The organism is Terriglobia bacterium, from assembly GCA_020072845.1.
Classification (GTDB): Bacteria; Acidobacteriota; Terriglobia; order Terriglobales; family Acidobacteriaceae; genus JAIQGF01.
The window spans coordinates 20,426-35,898 of record JAIQGF010000002.1; the positions used below are offsets into that span (position 1 = coordinate 20,426).

General features: G+C 63.2%; 12 protein-coding genes. 3 read left to right on the plus strand and 9 right to left on the minus strand.

The genetic code is table 11. From position 1 onward, the window contains the following. Positions 1 to 40: 40 nt before the first annotated feature. Together ilvD and LAN70_01465 are read right to left on the minus strand one after the other, a co-directional pair. Positions 41 to 1,729 carry a dihydroxy-acid dehydratase gene (gene ilvD / locus LAN70_01460; protein ID MBZ5509814.1) on the minus strand — a complete coding sequence of 563 codons (1,689 nt, stop codon included), beginning with the start codon at positions 1,727 to 1,729 and terminating at the stop codon, positions 41 to 43. Between the two features lie 550 nt (positions 1,730 to 2,279). Further along, a complete protein-coding gene (locus tag LAN70_01465; GenBank protein MBZ5509815.1) occupies positions 2,280 to 3,194 on the minus strand; it encodes a LysR family transcriptional regulator in 915 nt (304 codons plus the stop codon). Here LAN70_01465 and LAN70_01470 point away from each other — a divergent pair. Then, positions 3,180 to 3,620 carry a hypothetical protein gene (locus LAN70_01470; GenBank protein ID MBZ5509816.1) on the plus strand — a complete coding sequence of 147 codons (441 nt, stop codon included), beginning with the start codon at positions 3,180 to 3,182 and terminating at the stop codon, positions 3,618 to 3,620. The two genes, LAN70_01465 and LAN70_01470, sit on opposite strands and share 15 nt — an antisense overlap. A gap of 79 nt (positions 3,621 to 3,699) precedes the next feature. On the opposite strand, the gene LAN70_01475 is transcribed toward LAN70_01470, so the two are convergent. From LAN70_01475 to LAN70_01490, 4 genes are all read right to left on the minus strand, one after another. Then, entirely contained in the window at positions 3,700 to 5,121 is a 1,422-nt protein-coding gene (locus LAN70_01475) for a glutamate synthase subunit beta (GenBank protein ID MBZ5509817.1), read from the minus strand. Beyond that, complete coding sequence (gltB, locus tag LAN70_01480) at positions 5,114 to 9,697, minus strand: glutamate synthase large subunit (protein MBZ5509818.1); 4,584 nt, start codon at positions 9,695 to 9,697, stop codon at positions 5,114 to 5,116. The genes LAN70_01475 and gltB overlap by 8 nt, the downstream gene beginning before the upstream one ends. A 202-nt stretch (positions 9,698 to 9,899) precedes the next feature. Next, positions 9,900 to 10,205, minus strand: a complete 306-nt coding sequence (locus LAN70_01485; protein MBZ5509819.1) for a putative addiction module antidote protein — start codon at positions 10,203 to 10,205, stop codon at positions 9,900 to 9,902. Continuing rightward, complete coding sequence (locus tag LAN70_01490; GenBank protein ID MBZ5509820.1) at positions 10,202 to 10,531, minus strand: type II toxin-antitoxin system RelE/ParE family toxin; 330 nt, start codon at positions 10,529 to 10,531, stop codon at positions 10,202 to 10,204. Before LAN70_01490 ends, LAN70_01485 begins: the two co-directional genes overlap by 4 nt. Before the next feature lie 177 nt (positions 10,532 to 10,708). On the opposite strand from LAN70_01490, the gene LAN70_01495 reads away from it, so the two are divergent. Then, positions 10,709 to 11,359 (plus strand): YceH family protein, encoded by a 651-nt coding sequence (locus LAN70_01495; protein MBZ5509821.1) that lies wholly within the window; start codon positions 10,709 to 10,711, stop codon positions 11,357 to 11,359. Positions 11,360 to 11,376: 17 nt separating this feature from the next. Here LAN70_01495 and LAN70_01500 read toward each other — a convergent pair whose 3' ends face one another. From LAN70_01500 to LAN70_01510, 3 genes are read right to left on the minus strand one after another with little or no spacing between them, the layout of a single operon-like run. Continuing rightward, the gene (locus LAN70_01500; protein MBZ5509822.1) at positions 11,377 to 11,757 is read right to left on the minus strand and encodes an EVE domain-containing protein; all 381 of its coding nucleotides are present in this window, start codon (positions 11,755 to 11,757) and stop codon (positions 11,377 to 11,379) included. A 46-nt stretch (positions 11,758 to 11,803) separates the two neighbouring features. Beyond that, entirely contained in the window at positions 11,804 to 12,016 is a 213-nt protein-coding gene (locus LAN70_01505; protein MBZ5509823.1) for a hypothetical protein, read from the minus strand. A 26-nt stretch (positions 12,017 to 12,042) separates the two neighbouring features. Beyond that, positions 12,043 to 12,909: a Ku protein gene (locus LAN70_01510; GenBank protein MBZ5509824.1), complete on the minus strand. Its 867-nt coding sequence runs from the start codon at positions 12,907 to 12,909 to the stop codon at positions 12,043 to 12,045. Between the two features lie 75 nt (positions 12,910 to 12,984). Here LAN70_01510 and ligD point away from each other — a divergent pair, with 75 nt between their 5' ends. Further along, complete coding sequence (ligD, locus tag LAN70_01515; GenBank protein MBZ5509825.1) at positions 12,985 to 15,447, plus strand: DNA ligase D; 2,463 nt, start codon at positions 12,985 to 12,987, stop codon at positions 15,445 to 15,447. The last annotated feature ends 26 nt before the right edge of the window (positions 15,448 to 15,473 follow it).

The window sequence follows — 15,473 nt, forward strand, 5'->3', positions numbered from 1 at the left end:
CTCGACTTCGCTCGGGACAAGTTCCGCCGTGACCTTCCCATCAGGTGACTGCGCCGATGGCGGCGGAGGAAACCTGGCGGGCGTACTTGGCCATGACGCCGCGGGTAAAGCGCGGCTTGGGCGGCGACCAATAGGCCAGCCTATTCTTGATTTCAGCGTCGCTGAGTTCCACCGACAAGCGGCGCGCGGGAACATCGAACTCGATGATGTCGCCGGAGCACAGGGCGGCGATGGGCCCGCCACAGGCGGCTTCAGGGGCGACGTGGCCGGCCATCAGGCCGTGGGTGGCGCCGGAGAAACGGCCGTCGGTGAGCAGCGCGACGGAATCTCCCAGGCCGGCGCCGACCAGCGCGGCGGTGACCGCGAGCATTTCGCGCATGCCGGGGCCGCCGCGCGGACCTTCGTAGCGGATGACGACGACGTCGCCGGCCTTGATGCGGCCTTGCTGCACGGCGGCGAAGGCGTCCTCTTCGCTTTCGAACACCTGGGCGGGACCGCGATGCGACCCGGCGGTGTGCCCGGCGGTTTTGACCACGCAGCCTTCGGGCGCGAGATTTCCCTTGAGGATCACCAGGCCGCCGGTAGCGCGCAGCGGCTGCGATGCGGGGCGCACGACCTGTTGTCCGGGCTGTTCGATCATCTTGGCAGCCTCTTGGGCGAGCGTATTGCCGGTGACCGTGGAGCGCTCGGGGTGCAGAACGCCGGCATCGCGGAGACGGCTGGCGAGCAAGCGTACGCCGCCGGCTTCGTAGAGATCGGTGGCAACGAAGCGGCCGCCGGGTTTGAGGTCGGCGAGCAGAGGCGTGCGCGAGCTGATGCGATCGAAGTCGTCGATCGCGAGCGGGACACCGGCTTCGCTGGCAATGGCGAGCAGATGCAACACCGCGTTGGTGGAACCGCCGCTGGCGGCCACCGCGGCAATGGCGTCTTCCAGCGCCTCGCGGGTGATGATCTGCGTCGGCTTGAGGTCCTGCTGAACCAGTTGCATGACCAGCTCGCCGGCGTGCTGCGCGGCGGCGTCCTTGTCGGGATGACCGGCGGGGACGCTGGAATCGCCCATGGGCGCGATGCCGAGCATCTCGATGACGAGTGCCATGGTGTTGGCGGTGAATTGACCGCCACAGGCGCCGGCGCCGGGACAGGCGCTGTTTTCCAGGGCGCACAGTTCGGTTTCGCTCATGGCACCGCGGCCGTAGGCGCCCACGGCTTCGAAGACGTCCTGAATGGTGACGTCGTGTCCCTGGAAATGGCCGGGGCTGATGGAGCCGCCATAGAGCACGAGGCCGGGAACGTCAACCCGAAGCAGCGCCATGACCGCGGCGGGAATGGTTTTGTCGCAGCCGACGAGGACGACGAGGCCGTCGAAGAGATTGCCGCGCGCGACCAGTTCGATGGAGTCGGCGATCACCTCGCGGCTGACGAGGGAAGCGCGCATGCCCTCGGTGCCCATGGTGATGCCGTCGGAGATGGAGACGGTGTTGAACTCCATGGGGGTGCCGCCGGCGGCGTAGATGCCGGCCTTCACCTGCTGCGCGAGATGGCGGAGATGAAAATTGCAGGGACCGACCTCGATCCAGGTGTTGGCGACGCCGATGATGGGGCGGCGCAGCTTGTCGTCGTCGAAACCAACCGCCTTGAGCATGGCGCGGGCGGGCGCGCGGCTGGGGCCGTCGGTGATGGCGCGGCTGTGGCGCTTGAGACTGCCGTCGGCTGGAGGAGGCTTGTTCACGTGCTTGCGATCCTCGAATATCAGGGCCCTAAAACTTGAAGGCCATCATCGTTTCTGGATGATGGCCGGCGGCTACGAAATGCGCTGGCCGGTCATCCGCTGTCTACGCTCCTCGTAAGGAGGAGCGCCGTAATGAGGAGCAGAGGGACCCCGGGTGCAGCGAAGGCCAGCGGATTGGATTGAGTGGTACAAGTCATGATTTCTTCTCGTGCCGTCCCTACGGGAGCCGTACCGCTTTCAACGGGCCTCCCCGGCACTCCCCCTTCGACTTCGCTCAGGGCAGGCTGTGCCGGGCCAGTGTCTGCCGCCCCTGCGGGGCTGGCATTGAGCGGCAAAAATACCGCGAAAAGAAGTATAAGTCAACGCTTGAAATTCTTTGATTAATATAAGCGATTGTTATTATCGATAATTTCGTTTATGGGTTATGGGGCGATCTTGGTGCCGCGCCGCTGGCGCTCGCCGACTTTATCGCGGCTACCCACCGCTGCCGCGGTGGGCTAACGAATTCCGCCCGCTGCGCGGGCTGATTCCGAGTGACCGCGCGGGCGAGTCAACCGTGTGGCGCGGATTTGGACTTGGGGCGCAGACGGGCGCGGCTCAGGATGAGCTCGACGAAGGCGGTGGCGGCGCGCGGCAGCGTGCGGTCGGAGCGGTAGACGAGGCCGAGCTCGCGCCATAGGTCAACGTCCTGCAGAGCCAGTAGCTTGACTTCGCCGGCGCGCACTTCTTTGGCGGCGAAGCTGTTGCTGATGATGGAAACGCCGAGGCCGGCGGCGACGAAGCCCTTGATCATGCCCACGCTGGGCAGTTCCATGACGACGCGCATGGTGGCCTGGTAGGGGCGGAAAAGTTTGTCGAGCACCTGGCGGGTGTAGCCGGTCTTGGGAAAGATGAGCGACTGCTCGGCGACCTTGCTGATGGGCACGGAATCGTATTTCGCCAGCGGGCTCGTGGCGGCGACCATGAGCATGAGGCGGTCGCGATAAATCACCTGCACCTTCAGGCAAGGCGATTTGACGGGCAGGGTGACGATGCCGACGTCCAGAGAGCCTTCCTCGCAGCGCTCCAGGATCTTGCGGCTGAAGTTGCGATAGATGTTGATCTGGACCTGCGGGTACATGCGCGAGTATTCGGCGAAGACGTCGGGCAGGACGTAGAGGCAGGTGGCCTCGTTGGCGCCGATGGCGAGCATGCCGCGCGGGGTGGCGCCCTGGTCGGCGACGGCGCGCAGAGACTCCTGGCGGAGGGTGAGCAACTGCTTGGCGTATTCGAACAGGACGGTGCCGGCGGGGGTGAGGCGCACGGACTTGCCGGCGCGGTCGAGGAGCTTCTCGCCGTATTCCATCTCGAGCTGGCGGATTTGCGCGCTCACCGCCGACTGCGAGCGGAACACCTTCTGCCCGGCGCGAGAGAAGTTGCCGAGCTTGGCGACTTCCATGAAGGTGACGAGTTGATCGAAGTCCATGACGGCCTGCTTATCGAGGTGGGCCGGATTATAACTTTGTTGAATACGGATTTCGGTGAATTATTCAGGTTCTTGTGCCGCGCCTCCGGCGCTCCGGGCGCCGGTTGGGATTTTGACCCACCGCTGCCGCAGTGGGCTAACGAATTCCGCACCTCCCGGCGCTTTTTTACAGTGGCTTCAGGCCCAATTTATTTTTCGCCGAAACCGGCACAAGCGCAGCCCACGGCTTGCGAGGTTCTGTCGCCCGCTGAAGCGGGCTTGGTTTTGTTGTTGCGCGCAACCCACGGCTTACGCCGTGGGCTACACATTCCGACGCCTGCTGCGCAGGCTGTGAATTCCGGGCGTAAAGAGGCTGCTGGAAAAGCAGAACAGCAGGTTCCTCGCTGCGTCTCCCGCGCTGCGCTCAGTCGGCGCAGCTCGGAATGACACTACCTTAGGATCTCGTTTTCGGCACGACTAAAGTCGTGCCCTGATACATTTCTGTCGCCTGCTGCGCAGGCTCAATTCACTGGGTCAGAGTATGGCTGCGCAGAAAGGTGTCCACGGCGGCGGCGGCTTTGCGGCCTTCGGCGATGGCCCAGACGACCAGCGACTGGCCACGACGCATGTCGCCGGCGGAAAAGACGCCGGGAACTGAAGACATGTAGCCGGCGCCGGTAGCGACGTTGCCGCGCTGGTCGAGATCGACGCCGAGTTGCTCGAGCATTCCGTTGCGCACCGGACCGAGAAAACCCATGGCCAGCAGCACGAGGTCGGCTTCCATGGTGAATTCGGTGCCGCTGATGGGCGCGAACGCGGGAGGCGGGCCGACGCGAACGCCGTGCAGGAATTTCACGTTGCCGTGCTCGTCGCCGCCGAACGCGGTGGTGGCGATGCCCCAGTCGCGGACGCCGCCCTCTTCATGTGCGCCCTCGGTGCGGAGCTGCATGGGCCACAGCGGCCAGGGGGTCTGCGGCGCGCGCTCCTGCGGCGGCATGGGCAAGAGTTCAAACTGGTGGACGGAGACCGGCTTCTGGCGATGCACGGTGCCGAGGCAGTCGGCGCCAGTGTCGCCGCCGCCGATGATGACCACGCGCTTGCCGGTAGCGAGGATGTCTTCGCGCGGCGGCAGGACATCGCCTTCACAGCGGCGGTTCTGCTGCGGCAGAAACTCCATGGCGAAGTGAATGCCCTTCAACTCGCGTCCGGGGATGCGCAGGTCGCGCGGCGATTCGGCGCCGCCGCAGAGCAGGAGCGCGTGGAAGTCGCGGCGCAAGTCGTGGACCGGGACGTTTTGACCGACGTGGGCGCGGGTCATGAACTGGACGCCTTCGGAAGAGAGTTGCTCGATGCGGCGGTCCACGAGATGCTTTTCGAGCTTGAAAGCGGGAATGCCGTAGCGCAGCAGGCCTCCGATGCGGTCGGCCTTTTCGAAAACGGTGACGTCGTGTCCGGCACGGCGCAATTGCTGCGCGGCGGCCAGGCCCGCGGGTCCGGAGCCGATGACGGCGACGCGCTTGCGAGTGGGGAAGTGCGGCGGCTGCGGACGAATCCATCCTTCCTGAAAGCCGCGCTCGATGATGTTCTTCTCGATTTCCTTGATGGTCACCGGCGGCTGGTTGATGCCAAGCACGCAGGCGGCTTCGCAGGGCGCGGGGCAAATGCGTCCGGTGAATTCCGGGAAATTGTTGGTGGAGTGCAACTGGCGGACCGCCTCGCGCCACAGGCCGCGATAGACGAGGTCGTTCCAGTCGGGGATGAGATTGTTGAGCGGGCATCCGGTGTGGCAGAAGGGCACGCCGCAATCCATGCAGCGCGCGCCCTGTACGGCGAGCTTTTCCTCGGGAAAGTCGCGGTAAATCTCGAACCAGTCGTTGATGCGCTCAATGACCGGGCGGCGCGCGGGCAGCTCGCGGGCGTACTCCATGAAACCGGTGGTCTTACCCATGCTGCACCTGCCCGATCGTGGCCGGCATGGCGACTGGCGCGGGGACGTAGGGGTGCTCGGTGCGCGCGATGCCGAGCACGCGCTTGTACTCGTGCGGGAAAACCTTGATGAAGCGCGGCAAGAGCTCGGCGAAATTTGCCAGGACTTCCTTCGCCTTGCGACTGCCGGTAGCGTGGCAATGTTTGGCGATGACGGCGCGCAACAGGCGAGCGTCGTCGGGGTCGAGCACCGGCTCCAGGTCAACGCCGGCGAGATTGCAGCGGCGGCCGGCGAAATCGCCTTTCTCGTCGAGCACGTAGGCGATACCGCCGTTCATGCCGGCGGCAAAATTGCGTCCGCATTTACCGAGGACGACGACCAGGCCCTTGGTCATGTACTCGCAGCCGTGATCGCCGACACCTTCCACGACGGCCGTAGCGCCGGAATTGCGGACGGCGAAGCGCTCGCCTGCCATGCCGTTGAAGAAAGCCTCGCCGCCGGTGGCGCCGTAGAGCACGACGTTGCCGACAAGGATGTTTTCCTCGGGAACAAACTGCGAGTCGCGCGGCGGATAAATGACGATGCGGCCGCCGGAGAGGCCCTTGCCGACGTAATCGTTGGCATCGCCTTCAAGAGTGAGGGTGACGCCTTTGGCGAGAAACGCGCCAAAGCTCTGCCCGGCGGAGCCGGTGAAGCGGCACTGGATGGTGTCGTCGGGGAGGCCATCGGAACCGTAACGGCGCGCGATTTCGCCGCTCAGCATGGCGCCGACGGTGCGATGCACGTTGCGGATGGGCAGGGAAATCTCGACCGGCGCGCGGCTGTCGAGCGCGTCGCGGGCGGATTCGATGAGCTGATAATCGAGCGCCTGCTGCAAACCGTGGTCCTGCTTCTGCAGGCAGCGGCGCGCCACGCGAGCGGGAACTTCCGGATTGTGGAGAATGGCGGAATAGTCCAGCCCGCGCGCCTTCCAGTGGTTCACTGCGGGCTTCATCTCCAGCATGTCGACGCGGCCGATCATTTCCTCCATGGTGCGGAAGCCGAGGGTAGACATGAGCTCGCGCACCTGCTCGGCGACGAAGAAGAAATACTGGATGACGTGTTCGGGCTGACCCTTGAACTGCTTGCGCAGCCGGGGGTCCTGGGTGGCGATGCCGACCGAACAGGTGTTGAGGTGGCACTTGCGCATCATGATGCAGCCCATGGCAACCAGCGGGGCGGTGGCGAAGCCGAATTCTTCGGCGCCAAGCAGGGCGGCGATGGCGACGTCGCGGCCGGTCTGGAGCTTGCCGTCGGTCTGCACGCGAATGCGCCCGCGGAGGTCGTTCATCACCAGCACCTGCTGGGTTTCAGCGAGGCCCAGTTCCCAGGGAGCGCCGGCGTGCTTCATGGAACTCATGGGAGAAGCGCCGGTGCCGCCGCTGTCGCCGCTGATGAGCACGACGTCGGCATGCGCCTTGGAGACGCCGGCGGCGACGGTGCCCACGCCGACTTCGGCGACCAGCTTGACCGCGATGCGCGCCTGCGGGTTGACGTTTTTCAGGTCATAGATCAACTGCGCCAGATCTTCGATGGAGTAGATGTCGTGATGCGGCGGCGGCGAGATGAGGGCGACGCCGGGAATGGAGCAGCGCAGGCGGGCGACGATGTCGTCCACTTTGTGCCCGGGCAGTTGGCCGCCTTCACCGGGCTTGGCGCCCTGGGCCATCTTGATCTGCAACTCATCCGCATTCACCAGGTAGTTGGTGGTGACACCGAAACGCGCCGACGCCACCTGCTTGATGGCACTGCGCCGCCAGTCGCCGCCGGGATCACGTGGGAAGCGGCCTTCGTCCTCGCCGCCTTCGCCGGTGTTGGACTTGGCGCCGATGCGGTTCATGGCAATGGCGAGCGTCTCGTGCGCCTCTTTGCTGATGGAGCCGAAGGACATGGCGCCGGTAGTGAAGCGCTTCACGATCTCGGCCGTGGGCTCGACTTCCTCAAGCGGCACCGGCTTGGAGGATTTCTTGAACTGCATCAGGCCGCGCAGGGTGCACAAGTTGCGGCTCTGGTCGTCAATCGCGTCGGTGAATTCCCTGAAGGTCTGGTAATTGCCCGAGCGCACGGCGTGCTGCAGCTTGCTGACGGTGGTCGGGTTGATGAGGTGATACTCGCCGCCGGCACGATAGGCGTAGTTGCCGCCGATGGTGAGTTCGGGCTCGCTATCGGTGATGGGGCGGAAGGCATGCTCGTGCTTCATGGCGGCTTCGCGAGAGAGCACGTCGAGGCCGATGCCGTTGATGCGCGAGGGCGTGCCGGTGAAATAGCGCTCGACAATGTCGCGGTTGAGCCCGATGGCTTCGAAGACCTGCGCGCCCTGGTAGCTCTGCAAGGTGGAAATGCCCATCTTGGAGAAGGTTTTCAGCAGGCCCTTGTTGATCGCCTTGGTGAAATTCTTCACCGCTTGTTCGGCGCTGACGGAATCGGGGAGATAGCCGCGGCGGGCGAGGTCTTCGATGCTTTCGACGGCGAGATAGGGATTGACCGCGCTGGCGCCGTAGCCGAGCAGCAGCGCGAAGTGCATGACCTCGCGCGGCTCGCCGGATTCGATGATGAGCGCGACCTGGGTGCGCGTTTCCTCACGCACGAGCAGGTTGTGAACCGCGGTAAGCCCCAGCAGGCTGGGAATGGGCGCGTACTCCTCGTCCACGCCGCGATCGGAGAGGATGAGCAGCGTGTAACCGGCCTTCACCGCCAGCGAGGCGCGCCGGCAGAGGCCCTCGACCGCGCGCTCCAGACCTTTGCCATCTTCCTCAACGCGGAACAGCATGGGCAGGGTGGTGGCCAGCAGGTCACCGCGCGAGACGCGCCGCAGTTTTTCCAGGTCGCGGTTGGAGAGAATGGGCGCGCTCAGCTTCAGGGTGTGGCAGCTCTCCGGCTTTTCGTCGAGGATGTTGCTCTCGCTGCCGATGTAGCTGATGAGCGACATGACCATCTGCTCGCGGATGGAATCGATGGGCGGGTTGGTGACCTGCGCGAACAGTTGGCGGAAATAATGGAAGAGCGGCTGCGGCTTGTCGGAAAGACAGGCCAGCGGCGTGTCGGTGCCCATGGAGCCGGTGGGCTCCTCGCCGTTTACGGCCATGGGCGTGAGAATCGCCTTGACGTCTTCGTCGGTGTAGCCGAAGGCGCGCTGCCGCTGCAGGATGGTGTCGTGGTCGGGACCCTGCACCCGGATGGGCTCGGGAAGCTGATCGATGTGGATCAGGTTCTGCTGCAACCACTCGGCGTAGGGATGGCGAGTGGCGAGGCGCTCCTTGATCTCCTTGTCGTCAACGATGCGGCCTTCGACGGTGTCCACCAGAAACATCTTGCCGGGCTGCAGGCGGCCCTTGCGCTTGATGGACTTCGGCTCGACGGGCAACACGCCCACTTCCGAGGCCATGATGACGAGGTCATCGTCGGTGACAATGTAACGGCCGGGACGAAGGCCATTGCGATCGAGGGTGGCGCCGATCATGCGTCCGTCGGTGAAGGCAACGGCGGCGGGGCCATCCCAGGGCTCCATGATGGAGGCGTGGTACTCGTAAAACGCGCGCTTCCTGGGATTGATGTGCGGGTTGCCGTCCCACGCTTCGGGCACGAGCATGGCCATGACGTGCGGCAACGAGCGCCCGGCCTGGAGCAGAAGCTCAACCGCGTTGTCGAGATTGGCGGAGTCGCTGCCCCCGGGCGCAATGACGGGGAACAGCTTCTTGATGTCGTCGCCGAACAGCGGCGATGCCAGCACCGATTGGCGCGCGTGCATCCAGTTGACGTTGCCGCGCAGGGTGTTGATCTCGCCGTTGTGCGCGATGTAGCGGTAGGGGTGCGCCAGATGCCAGGTGGGAAAAGTATTGGTGGAGAAACGCTGGTGCACCAGGCAGAGCGCGCTGAGCACGTCGGGATCGGAAAGCTCCTTGTAAAAGCGATCAATCTGCGGGGCCAGCAACAGGCCCTTGTAAACGATGGTGCGCGCCGATAGCGAGGGGACGTAGAAGAATTCTTTCGAATCGATGTCGGAGGCGGCGACTTCGCTCTCGGCGCGCTTGCGCACGATGTAAAGACGGCGTTCGAGCGCGGCTTCGTCCATGCCGCTGGCGGCGCCGAAAAAAATCTGCTGGATATAAGGCTGGGAGACGCGGGCGACGCGGCCGATGACGCTGCCATCCACCGGCGTATCGCGCCAGCCGAGCACGGTGAGGCCTTCCTCGCGCGCAATGCGCTCCAGGATGCCTTCGCAGCGCAGGCGATCGTGGCGCTCGACGGGGAGGAAGATCATGCCGACGCCGTACTGGCCGGGCTCGGGGAGCTGGATGTTCAGGCGGCGACATTCGCGAACGAAAAACTTGTGCGGGATCTGGATGAGGACGCCGGCGCCGTCACCGGTTTCGGGATCGCAACCGCAGGCGCCGCGATGGGTGAGGTTGACCAGAACCTCGATGCCCTTGCGCACGATCTCGTGGGTGCGCACGCCCTTGATGCTGGCGACGAAGCCGATGCCGCAGGCATCGTGCTCGTGGCGCGGATCGTAAAGTCCTTGCGCCGGCGGCAAACCGGATGGTGCTGGTCGGTTCATCTGCACTTCTTCCGTAGGTAGTCAGGCGTGTGCCTCGGGCAAACGGCGAGCGTGCCCTAACGCTAAGTTCTCCGATAAATGGCGGGAAGTACAACGCAGAATTTCGTTTTGGGGGATTGGGAAAATTGATGAGTTGAGAGTTTCAGTTTCAGTTTCAGTTTCAGACACTAAGCTGCGCCGGTGAGGTCGTGGGTTTTAAATGCTATTGTCCGGCTTCAAGCGTGAGTTTCAGGCCCATGGCCTTGGTCACGGCGACCAGAGTAGAGAGCCGAGGATTGCCGTGTGCCGACAGAGCCCGGTAAAGGCTCTCGCGCTCGATGCCGGCGGCCTTAGCCACCTTTGCGATTCCGCCTCGGGCTTCGGCCACCCGGCGCAAGGCAACCAGGAGCACGCGTGGATCGTCTGTGTCGTCCAGCGCCGCTCGCAGGTATTCGGCGGCAAAATCCGGGTTCGCGCGCAGCTCCCGCACCATGGCTTCGTCGTGCGAGACACTAGCCTTGTGTTTCATGGGTTGCGAGTCCTTTCCTTGTAGTCACGGAGGTACTGAATAGCCCGATTTATATCGGAGGACTGTCTCCGCTTGTCGCCGCCGCAGAGTAGCATCACGCAAGTGCTGCCCAAGGCCGCATAGTAAAGCCGGTATCCCGGCCCCCAGTCGATCCGCAGTTCAGATACCCCCGCACGCAAAGACTTGCAGTCGCCGAAATTTCCAAGCGAGAGGCGGTCAATCCGCGCGGCAATTCGCGCTCGCGCTTGAACATCATTCAGACCCGCCAACCAATCGCCGATTACGTCCTTGCCCGTCCGGGTGACATACCGACGAATCTCGATCACATGCGACAGTGTAACTTATAAATCACAAGAAGGCAACATCGAACCAGCGTTTCCGGTTAGCAGGACTAGCGTGCAATGCTCCGAGAGCATTTGGACAGATTTGTAAATGATGGTGTCAAGAAGTGACGGCTTGGAGGTTTGGTAGCGCGAGCGGACTCAGCCCGTATAATCTCCAGCGTGAACCCCGTACTCAATCCCATGGAAGCCCGGGTGTTGGGCGCTCTGATCGAGAAGGACATCACCACCCCGGATTACTATCCGCTATCGCTGAACGCGCTGGTCAATGCGTGCAACCAGAAATCCAACCGCGATCCGGTGATGAGCCTGGACGAAAACGCGGTGCGGGACGCTTTGTACAGCCTCAATGAAAAAGGGCTGGCGGGCGCGGTCAGCAGCGCCGATAGCCGGGTGTCGAAGTATGAGCACCGGCTGCAAGAGACCTACAATCTCCCCCGCGGCGAAACCGCAATCCTGTGCGTTCTGCTGTTGCGTGGCCCGCAGACTCCCGGCGAGTTGCGGGGACGCACGGAGCGCATGTTTCAATTCAACGACCTGTCCGAAGTGCAGGCCGTGTTACAGCGGTTGATCCAGCGCGAAGGCTCGCTGGTAAAAATGCTTGCCAGGCAGCCCGGCACCAAGGAGGCCCGGTACGCTCACCTGCTGTGCGGCGAAGTGGAGGGCGCGGAAGCCGCCTCCGAGGCGGTGGTCACCAGCGCGTCGTTGGACGGCGGGCGGATCACGCGGCTGGAGATCGAAGTTGGCAACCTGAAGTCCGAGGTTGCTGCCTTGCGACAGCAGTTTGAAGATTTCCGCAAACAGTTCCAATAGGTCTGGGAATCTGGCGGCTATGCGCCGATGAGAATGCGGTACTGCGCCTCGGTGAGGGGAACCACCGAGAGCCTGCCCTGCTTCAGCAGCGGGGAATCGCGAAACGCGGGGTTGGCCTTGATGTCCGCCAGCGAAGTGGGAGTCGCCAACGCGGGCCCGGCTTTGATCTTTACCGCCGGCTTCTTGGGATCCTTTAAATCCACGCTGACCACGGAAGCCGTGCCCACCGTCCGGCGCTCGTCGCCGGTGTGGTAGATGACCAGGTGGTCTCCCGGCTGCATGGCGCGCAGGTTCTTGAGGGCGACCGGATTGGTGACCCCGTCCCAGAGGGTGACTTGGTCGCGCTGTAGGTCGGCGAAGGAGTATTCGGAAGGCTCGGTTTTGAGGAGGTAGTGCATAGAAGACGTCGTCAGTCTTCAGTCGTCAGTCTTCAGGCTTCATCGTTCATCCGGTCTTGCGCTGTGCCGCCTGCGCCGGGATGGACAGGGGCGGCTTCCGGTTCACGTGTTCCGCTTCGTCCTCGGCTTCACACGGAGCGCAGCCAGCGCAGTAGCGACAAAGTCCGTGCTCGCACAACTCATAGCCGCATTTTTGGCAGGACGGAATTTGGTCGTAGCAGCCGCCCTGGTGTTCCAGCCAGTGATCGTGGTTGCTCATACGAAACTTATCCTCCCGACCGAAACTTATCCTCCCGACCCTGTTTTGCGGCCGCGCTTCGGCTTATCGGAAGCGCGCGATTCGGCGGCAGACGCGGTCCCCGCTTCGGAAACGGAGCGCACCGGTTTCTTGCCCAACGCCAGGCTGGCCTTGAGCGCTTCCATGATGTCGATGACCGGCGCCAGATGCTGGGCGGCGGGCGCCTCGACTACCTGGCGGCCCTGCACCTTGGCCTGGATCATGGCCATCAGGTTTTCACGATAGGAGTCTTTGTATTTGACGGGCTCGAACTCGGCGGCCAGCGATGAGATCAGGGTCATCGCCAGTTCGAGTTCCTTGTCCTTGATCAGCGAAGTGTCAGTACGAAACTCCTCCATCTTGCGCACTTCGTCTTCGTAATACATGGTGTGCAGCAGGATGCCGCGCTGGCCGGGACGCAGAATGACGATATGCTCGCGGTTGTGCATCGCGATTCTGGCGATGCCAACGAACCCCGAGCGGCGGAGCGCCTCGAACAGCAAGGCGTAGGGCTTTTCGCCGGCGTCGTCCGGAGCGATGTAGTACGAACTTTCGAAGTACACGGGATCGACCTGGTCACTCTTGACGAACTCCAGGATCTCCATTGCCTTGGAGGAAGGCGGAGCGGCCTTCTTGATGTCGTCCTCGTCAACCACGACGTACTTGTCCTTTTCGTATTCGTAACCCTTCACCAGTTCGTTGCGGGCGACCGGCTTGTCCTCGGCCTGGCAGAAGAGGACTTGTTTGACGCGGGAGTGATCGGCGGCGTGGAGCTGGTTGAAGCTGACACTTTCGCTGCGGGCCGCACTAAAGAGTTTTACGGGTAGAGACACCAATCCAAACGTCAGGTGCCCCTTCCACACTGTGCTTGCCATCCTGCACCTCGCAGAGTGTTGAGGAAGAGAGGGACAATAGAAGTATCATAGAATCAGCGTATTGCCAAGCCGATCGTGACACTAAAGGACTACTCTCGGAAGCGCGACTTTGCCCGCACGCCTGAGCCGGAACCGGCTGCGACGGTGGCGGGCACCAGCCGGTTCGTCGTGCAACGGCACCAAGCGCGCCGCTTGCACTATGACCTGCGCCTGGAAATCGGCGGGGCGCTGAAGTCGTGGGCCGTGCCCAAGGGGCCTACGCTCGATCCGAAACAGAAGCGCCTGGCGGTACAAGTTGAGGACCACCCGCTGGAATACGGCGACTTTGAAGGCACCATCCCGGCGGGCAATTACGGCGCCGGGGTGGTGAGCGTGTGGGATTCCGGCACCTTTGAAATGCTGGGCGAACTCACAGCCGAGCAGCAACTGGCGCGCGGCGATTTCAAGTTTCAACTGCACGGCAGCAAGCTCATGGGCAATTTCGCCCTGGTAAGGATGAGGACCAGCAAGAAAAACGAGTGGCTGCTGCTGAAGAAGCCTGATTTCGCGGCGCAGGATGGCTGGGACGCGGAAGATCACCTGGAAGCGGTGCGCAGCCGCGGCGCGGATTTGTCGCTGGTTTCAGGGGCCAAGCAGGCGGCGATGCCGGATCGGGTTGAACCGATGCTGGCCACGCTGGCGAGCGCTGTACCCGAGGGCGGTGAATGGGGCTACGAGATCAAGTGGGACGGCTATCGCGGGCTGTGCTTTGTGGCCGGGGGCAAGGTGCGAATCGAGTCGCGCAATGGACACTTGCTGAACCGGCAATTTCCGGAACTGGAGCAGGTAGCGATCTCGGCTGATACCGCCATCATCGACGGGGAGATCGTTGCCTACGATGCCGAGGGCCGGCCCAGTTTCAGCCTGATGCAGCAGCGCACCGGGTTTGTAGCCCGGGAAGCGCGCGACCGCGCACCAGTGTCGCTGGTCGCCTTCGATCTGTTGTACCTGAACGGATACGACCTGCGCGATGTGGTCTTGAGCGAACGCTCGAAATTGCTTCGCAGCGTGGTGCGGACGGGGAAATACGTGCGCATTTCGGAGTCGTTCACCGGCAGCGGCGAACAGGTGTTGCAGGCGGCGCGGGAGCACGGCCTGGAAGGAGTGGTGGCCAAGAGGCTCGACAGCAGGTACGAATCCGGCCGGAGCCGCTCCTGGGTGAAGGTGAAGTTCGTCAGCCAACAGGAGTTTGTGATTTGCGGATACACCAGCGGCAGACGGAAGCCGTTTTCGTCGCTGGTGCTGGGGTACTACGACAACGACGCACTGACATGGGCGGGAAATGTGGGTACGGGATTCACCGAGAAGTCACTTTCCGAAATCTATTCGCAACTGGAGAAGCTGGCGAGCAAGAAAAGGCTGTTCGCGCTGCCGCCGGAGGTTGGCGAGGTCACCTGGGTAACGCCGAAGCTGGTAGGCTCGGTGCGCTACAGCGGCTGGGGGGCTGACAATCACCTGCGCGCACCGGTTTTCGTCGGGTTGCGTCCCGACCTGGATGGGCGCGACTGCGTGCGCGAGTTCACGGCTGTGCGGTCAAGTGGGTCGGCTGACGACAAATTGTTGCCGGCGAGCAAGGCGGAAGCGACGCTTCAGGTCGGCGGACGAACACTGAAGTTCACCAACCTGAAGAAAGTGTTCTATCCCGCTGACGCGTACACCAAGCGCGACGTAATCAACTACTACCACGACATGGCGTCGCTGCTGGTGCCGCATCTGGCCGGACGGCCGCTCTCGCTCAAGCGCTATCCCAATGGGATCGCGGGCGATTACTTTTTCCAAAAGGATGCGCCGGCATCGTTTCCGGCGTGGCTGCGTACGGAGGAAATCGCCAGCGAAAAGGATGCGCCGGCCAAGCACTATGTCATCTGCGACGACGAGGCAACGCTGTTGTATCTGGCCAACCTCGGCTGCATTGACCAGAACCCGTGGTTCAGCCGCGTGGGAACGCTGGACTACCCGGATTTCATGGTGCTTGATCTTGATCCCTACCACTGCGGCTTTGACCGAATTGTGGAGGCGGCGCAACTGGTCCGCCTCAAGCTGGCGGATTTGGAGTTGGAGGGCTATCCCAAGACCACCGGAGGCGATGGCATGCACGTGTACGTGCCGATTGCGGCCGCCTACAGTTATGAGCAAGTGCGCACCTTTGCCGAGATCGTTGCACGGCTGGTGATCGCGGAGCGCCCGGAACTGTTCACCACGCCGCGGACGGTGACGCAGCGGGAAAAGGGAAGGGTGTATTTCGATTATCTGCAGATCTCCTGGGGCAAAACCATTTCAGCGCCGTACGTGCTGCGCGCCCACGACAAGGCGCCGGTGGCTACGCCGCTGCGCTGGAGCGAAGTGCGGCCGGGACTGTCGCCGCTCGACTTCACGCTGGCCAATGTGCGGGCCCGATTTCAGCACCTGGGCGACATTTTCGCGCCCGTGTTGGCCAACTCGCAGCGCCTGGAAGCGGCCATGGAACGGCTGGAAAAACTGGTTCACGGGGCGAAGTAGAAGGTTGTTCGCCGGTCGTGTCCTAA

What these genes read in the sequence shown, in the direction of transcription:
- LAN70_01505 (MBZ5509823.1), bottom strand. Translation starts at nt 12,016, where the DNA reads ATGAGCAACCACGATCACTGGCTGGAACACCAGGGCGGCTGCTACGAC.
- LAN70_01485 (MBZ5509819.1), bottom strand. Translation starts at nt 10,205, where the DNA reads ATGAAACACAAGGCTAGTGTCTCGCACGACGAAGCCATGGTGCGGGAG.
- LAN70_01465 (MBZ5509815.1), bottom strand. Translation starts at nt 3,194, where the DNA reads ATGGACTTCGATCAACTCGTCACCTTCATGGAAGTCGCCAAGCTCGGC.
- gltB (MBZ5509818.1), bottom strand. Translation starts at nt 9,697, where the DNA reads ATGAACCGACCAGCACCATCCGGTTTGCCGCCGGCGCAAGGACTTTAC.
- LAN70_01500 (MBZ5509822.1), bottom strand. Translation starts at nt 11,757, where the DNA reads ATGCACTACCTCCTCAAAACCGAGCCTTCCGAATACTCCTTCGCCGAC.
- LAN70_01510 (MBZ5509824.1), bottom strand. Translation starts at nt 12,909, where the DNA reads ATGGCAAGCACAGTGTGGAAGGGGCACCTGACGTTTGGATTGGTGTCT.
- LAN70_01475 (MBZ5509817.1), bottom strand. Translation starts at nt 5,121, where the DNA reads ATGGGTAAGACCACCGGTTTCATGGAGTACGCCCGCGAGCTGCCCGCG.